This window comes from uncultured Methylobacterium sp., from assembly GCF_964244095.1.
Taxonomy (GTDB): domain Bacteria; phylum Pseudomonadota; class Alphaproteobacteria; order Rhizobiales; family Beijerinckiaceae; genus Methylobacterium.
Genome location: NZ_CAXTHR010000215.1, coordinates 1 through 4642 on the forward strand (window position 1 = coordinate 1; position 4642 = coordinate 4642).

A 4642-nucleotide genomic window follows, 5' to 3' on the forward strand; every position below is an offset into this window, starting at 1 on the left:
GCCATGCCGGCGCAGTCGCCGACGTTGTCGCCGACGTTGTCGGCGATGGTGGCGGGGTTCCTCGGATCGTCCTCGGGAATCCCGGCCTCGACCTTGCCGACGAGGTCGCCGCCGACATCGGCGCCCTTGGTGAAGATGCCGCCGCCGAGCCGCGCGAAGATCGAGATCAGCGAGGCGCCGAAGCCGAGCGCGACCAGCGCGTCGATCACCTCACGGCTCGCGGGCTCCAACCCGGCGCCGCGGGTGAGGTAGAGGTAGTAGAGCGCGACGCCGAGCAGCGCCAAGCCGGCGACCAGCATGCCGGTGACCGCGCCGGACTTGAACGCGACCTCCAGGCCGCCGCCGAGCGAGGTCGATGCGGCCTGCGCGGTGCGGACGTTGGCGCGCACCGAGACGTTCATACCGATGAAGCCCGCCGCCCCCGAGAGCACCGCGCCGATCAGGAAGCCGACCGCGACCTTGATGCCGAGGAAGTAGGCGAGTGCTGCAAACAGCACGATGCCGACGATCGCGATGGTGGCGTATTGGCGCCTGAGATAGGCCTGCGCGCCCTCGGCGATCGCGGCTGCGATCTCCTGCATGCGCTGGGTCCCGGCGTCGCGTCGCATCACGTCGTTGATCGTGACGATCCCGTAGGCGACGGCGCAGAGCCCGCCCAGGATGATCAGCAGCAGAGCGGTCATGCACCCGTCCCTTTGTCTTTATGACGCCCGGCGTTGGCTTGGTCGTTACCGAGCTTGGCCCCGCGGTCCGGACGTACGGCTCGGAATCGACATTCCTTCCCAGGAGGGCCGGACTTGATTGCCAAACTTCGCGGTCGAGCGCAAACGCCGCGCCTACCCGCGAATGCCGGAGCCGGCCGCGCTGCGGAGAGGACGGGCAACGCGGATATTCCAGACGTGCCGACGGCGCATCGCCGCGATCCGCACCGCAGGCGTTCGGTCTCACCCGCGCTCCCGTTAACGCAGCGTTAACCATCGCATACTCTACTCCTGGTTGCATAAATGACGAGGATGGGACGATGAGCAGCGATCAGGTGGCGAAGCTTGCGGCGACGATCGAGGTGTTGTCGGGCGCGGTGCGGTTCCTCCTGGCGGAACGCGTGAGCCGGCAGCCCGAGGCGGTGCAGGACGATCTGCTGCAGGTGCTGCAGCGGTCGCTCTCGAAGCCGGCGCGAACCGACGGGCCCCTGCCCGGAACGGCGGCGAGCGTCCAGGCCGGCTCCGACCTCTGGGTGCCGCTCGTCGCGACGAGCATGCTCGACGCGGTGCGGCGTCAGCTCGGCCGGACGACGGTGGCGGCGACGCCCGTCGCGCCGCAGCGGGCGCGCGCGATCTCGGAGACCTTCTCAGAAATGGCTGAACGCGCCCGTCGTGAAGACCCGCGCGGGACCGGCCTCCGTCCGGAAGACCGGCGGTCCGCCGCCTGAGACGACGGTCCCGATGACGGCGAGCGCGATGCCGGCCGTTGCCGCCGCGGCGCGGAGGCCGTCGAGGTCGCCGGGTGCCACGGTGCAGAGGATCTCGTAATCGTCGCCGCCGGTGAGCGCCGCCTCGATCAGGTCCGGCTCCATGCGGATCGCGCAATCCGCGGCGGGCGACAGCGGCACCGCCGCCACGTCGACGACGGCGCCCCGTCCCGCCCCCGCCAGCATCTTGGCGAGGTCGCCCGCGAGCCCGTCCGACACGTCCATCGCCGCGGTGGCGAAGCGCAGGAGCGCGGGTGCGAGTGCGAGCCGCGGGCGCGGATGGCGATAGCGGTCCGCGAGGTGTCCGCGCGCATCCGCATCGAGCCGCGGGACCCAGGCGGCCTCCGGGGAGAGGCGCATCCGCAGGCCGAGCGCCGCATCGCCGATGGTGCCGCTGACGCAGATGCGGTCGCCGATCCGGGCGCTGGTCCGGCGCACGATGGCGCCCGCCGGAACCTCGCCGATCGCGGTGACGCCGATCAGGGCGGGACCGCCGGACCCCACCGTGTCGCCGCCGAGGAGCGGGCAGGCGAAGTCGCGGCTCGCCTGCCCCAGCCCCTCGGCGAAGCCGGCAAGCCATGCCTCGGTCCAGTCGCCGGGCAGCGCCAGGGTCAGGAGGAAGCCGCGCGGCGCGGCGCCCTTGGCCGCGATGTCCGACAGGTTCACGCCGAGCGCCTTGCGGGCGATCGAGGCGGGCGGGTCGTCGGGAAAGTAGTGGATGCCGGAAACGATCGCGTCGGCGGTGAGGACGAGGTCGTGCCCGGGCGTGGGGGCGAGGCTCGCCGCATCGTCGCGCAGGCCCTCAGTGCCGGGACCGGCGAGCGGCGCGAAGAAGCGCGCGATCAGCGCCGCCTCGGAGGGGCGCGGCGCGGCGCTCACCCCTGCTTGGCGCCGGACAGCTCCGCGGCGCGGGTCTGGCGGGCGAGCTTGTCGAGCACGGCGTTGACGAGGCCGGGCTCGTCGCCGGTGTAGAAGCTGTGGGCGACGTCGACGTATTCGGAGATCGCGGCGCGGGCCGGCACGTCGGGGCGGAACATCAGCTCGTACGCCCCGGCGCGCAGGATCGCGCGCAGGACCGCCTCGATCCGCTTCAGCGGCCAGCCCTGGCTCAGCGCCTGGTCGATCTGCGGATCGATGGCGCGCTGCTCCGCGACGACGCCGCGCAGCAGGTCGCGGAAGAAGGCGGGCTCGGCGGGCGGGTGGACGACGCCGTCGATCTCCTTGCCGATCCAGAAGGTCTCGAACTCGGCGAGCGCGTCGAGCACGCCCTTGCCAGAGATCTCCATGTCGTAGAGCGCCTGCACCACCGAGAGGCGGGCGCCGCTGCGGCCGTTGATCTTGGCGGTGGTGATCTTGGCCATGACTTTCAGACTTTCCAGTTCGCGACGTCCGCGAAGCGACCGGAAGGGCGCATCTTCGTCACGCGAACCGGCATCCACGTCGCTCGAAAATGCTTACGCGACGGCGCGCTTCAGGGCGAGGACGGCGAGCGCCGCCTCGGCCGCGCCGCCGCCCTTGTTCATCTCGGAGACGCGCGCCCGGGCCGACGCCTGCGCCTCGTTCTCCACCGTGAGGATGCCGTTGCCGAGCGGCAGGCGCAGGGCGACCGAGAGGTCCATCAGCGCCCGCGCGCTCTCGCCCGCGACGATGTCGTAATGCCCGGTCTCGCCGCGGATCACGCAGCCGAGCGCCACGACGGCGTCGTAGGGATTGCCCGCTTGCGCCGCCGCCTCGACGAGGATCGCCACCGCGGCCGGGATCTCGAGGGCGCCCGGCACGGTCACGACCGTCGCCTCGGCCCCGGCGGCGGCGATGGCCGCGCGCGCGCCGGCGAGCAGCGCGTCGGCGAGCGCGTCGTAGAAGCGCGCCTCGACCACGAGGACCCGGGCGCCGGGGATTTTCGGGGACGCGGGCGCGTCCTTGCGGTGGCTGACCATGGGACTCGTGGGACTCCGCCGCGCGGGCGGCCGGCGCGTGCCGACGCGCCGTCTTCCGGCCGTCGCGCATCCAAGGATGTTCGGAGCCGCGAGGGTTAGACCGAAGCGGGCGCCGCCACAAGCGCGCCGGCCGGAGCGTCAGGGCAACGCGTTCAGGGCAACGCGTTTGGGGGTGGATGCGGGGAAGCCACGAAAACCTGCTTAGATCCAGGCGCGCTTCACCGCGACGATCATCCGCCCGCTGCCCGCCTCCGCATCCGGATTGCGCAGTTCGCGAAACCCCGGCGCCCGCCCGGTCGTCAGGTAGACGATCACCGTCAGCGCCAGCACCACCTTCGTCCGCATCGCCCTCGTCCCGCATGGTCAAGCGGGGGTGTCTAGGATCGATCGGTTTTGAGGCGGTTGCGCCGGCGCACGCGAATCGCGGTGCGCGCCGATTTCCCGCGAAACAGGGTTGATGCCGGGTGAACGGACGCGCTCAGTTCACCTCCACCTGCACCACGCCCGGCACCGCGCGCAGCATCCCGGCGATCTGCGGCGTCGCCTGGTACCGGCCCGGCAGCTTGACCTCGACCTCGCGCTCGCCGTCCAGCAGCAGGATGAGGGAGACCTCGCCCTCGCCGCGGACCGCGAGGCGCTGCTGCACGGTGCCGATCGGGCCGCCGTCGCGCAGGTAGATGCGCATGCCCTTCTGGTAACGCGCGACCGCGGCGTCCAGCGGCTCGGCGGCGAGGATGCGGGCGCGCACGTCCTCGCCCTCGATGCTCGCCTGGAGCTGGAGCACCAGCGGCTGGCCGGGCTCCAGGATGTCGCGGTAGTGGCCGAGCCCTTCCGAGAAGATGATCGCCTCGAAGTGCCCGGTCTGGTCCGAGAGCGTGACGATGCCGAGCTTGTTGCCGGTCTTGGTGCGGCGCTCGGCGCGGTCGAGGACCGAGGCCGCGACCTTGCCGACGCTCGACGTGCCGGCGCGGACCGAGCGGCAGAACTCGGCCCAGCTCTGCACCCGGAGCTTGCCCAGCAGCTCGCCGTACTCGTCGAGCGGATGCCCTGAGACGAAGAAGCCGATGGCGTCGTACTCGCGCTTGAGCTTGTCCGCCATCGGCCAGCACTCGTGGGGCGGGATGCGCAGGGACACCGTCTCGGAGACGACGCCGCCGAACATGTCGGCGATGCCGGCGGTCTCTGCCTCGGCCGCCCCTTGGGCGAGCTTCATCATCGGCTCGACGGCGGCGAAGGC

At 71.9% G+C, this 4642-nt stretch carries 6 protein-coding genes and 1 pseudogene; 1 reads left to right on the forward strand and 6 read right to left on the reverse strand.

Annotation, left to right across the window (positions count from 1 at the left end):
* On the reverse strand, positions 1-683 hold a 683-nt coding region (locus ACFE86_RS21195), incomplete at its 3' end, for a sodium/proton-translocating pyrophosphatase (protein ID WP_375457293.1).
* A 338-nt stretch (positions 684-1021) separates the two neighbouring features.
* Between ACFE86_RS21195 and ACFE86_RS21200 the strand changes: the two genes are divergently transcribed.
* Positions 1022-1429: a hypothetical protein gene (locus tag ACFE86_RS21200; RefSeq protein WP_375457294.1), complete on the forward strand. Its 408-nt coding sequence runs from the start codon at positions 1022-1024 to the stop codon at positions 1427-1429.
* Here ACFE86_RS21200 and thiL read toward each other — a convergent pair.
* The 5 genes and pseudogenes from thiL to ACFE86_RS21225 all read right to left on the reverse strand — a co-directional run.
* The gene (gene thiL / locus ACFE86_RS21205) at positions 1349-2347 is read right to left on the reverse strand and encodes a thiamine-phosphate kinase (RefSeq protein ID WP_375457295.1); all 999 of its coding nucleotides are present in this window, start codon (positions 2345-2347) and stop codon (positions 1349-1351) included. The two genes, ACFE86_RS21200 and thiL, sit on opposite strands and share 81 nt — an antisense overlap.
* The gene (gene nusB / locus ACFE86_RS21210) at positions 2344-2829 is read right to left on the reverse strand and encodes a transcription antitermination factor NusB (protein ID WP_375457296.1); all 486 of its coding nucleotides are present in this window, start codon (positions 2827-2829) and stop codon (positions 2344-2346) included. Before nusB ends, thiL begins: the two co-directional genes overlap by 4 nt.
* A gap of 93 nt (positions 2830-2922) precedes the next feature.
* On the reverse strand, positions 2923-3405 hold the full coding sequence (gene ribH, locus ACFE86_RS21215; RefSeq protein WP_375457297.1) for a 6,7-dimethyl-8-ribityllumazine synthase: 483 nt from the start codon (positions 3403-3405) through the stop codon (positions 2923-2925).
* 201 nt (positions 3406-3606) lie between these two features.
* Positions 3607-3750, reverse strand: coding sequence for a hypothetical protein (locus ACFE86_RS21220; RefSeq protein WP_375457298.1), 144 nt, complete (start codon positions 3748-3750; stop codon positions 3607-3609).
* A gap of 133 nt (positions 3751-3883) precedes the next feature.
* A pseudogene (locus tag ACFE86_RS21225) lies at positions 3884-4642 on the reverse strand (DNA polymerase III subunit alpha); the annotation flags it as partial.

What these genes read in the sequence shown, in the direction of transcription:
- ACFE86_RS21220 (WP_375457298.1), bottom strand. Translation starts at nt 3,750, where the DNA reads ATGCGGACGAAGGTGGTGCTGGCGCTGACGGTGATCGTCTACCTGACG.
- ACFE86_RS21200 (WP_375457294.1), top strand. Translation starts at nt 1,022, where the DNA reads ATGAGCAGCGATCAGGTGGCGAAGCTTGCGGCGACGATCGAGGTGTTG.
- nusB (WP_375457296.1), bottom strand. Translation starts at nt 2,829, where the DNA reads ATGGCCAAGATCACCACCGCCAAGATCAACGGCCGCAGCGGCGCCCGC.
- ribH (WP_375457297.1), bottom strand. Translation starts at nt 3,405, where the DNA reads ATGGTCAGCCACCGCAAGGACGCGCCCGCGTCCCCGAAAATCCCCGGC.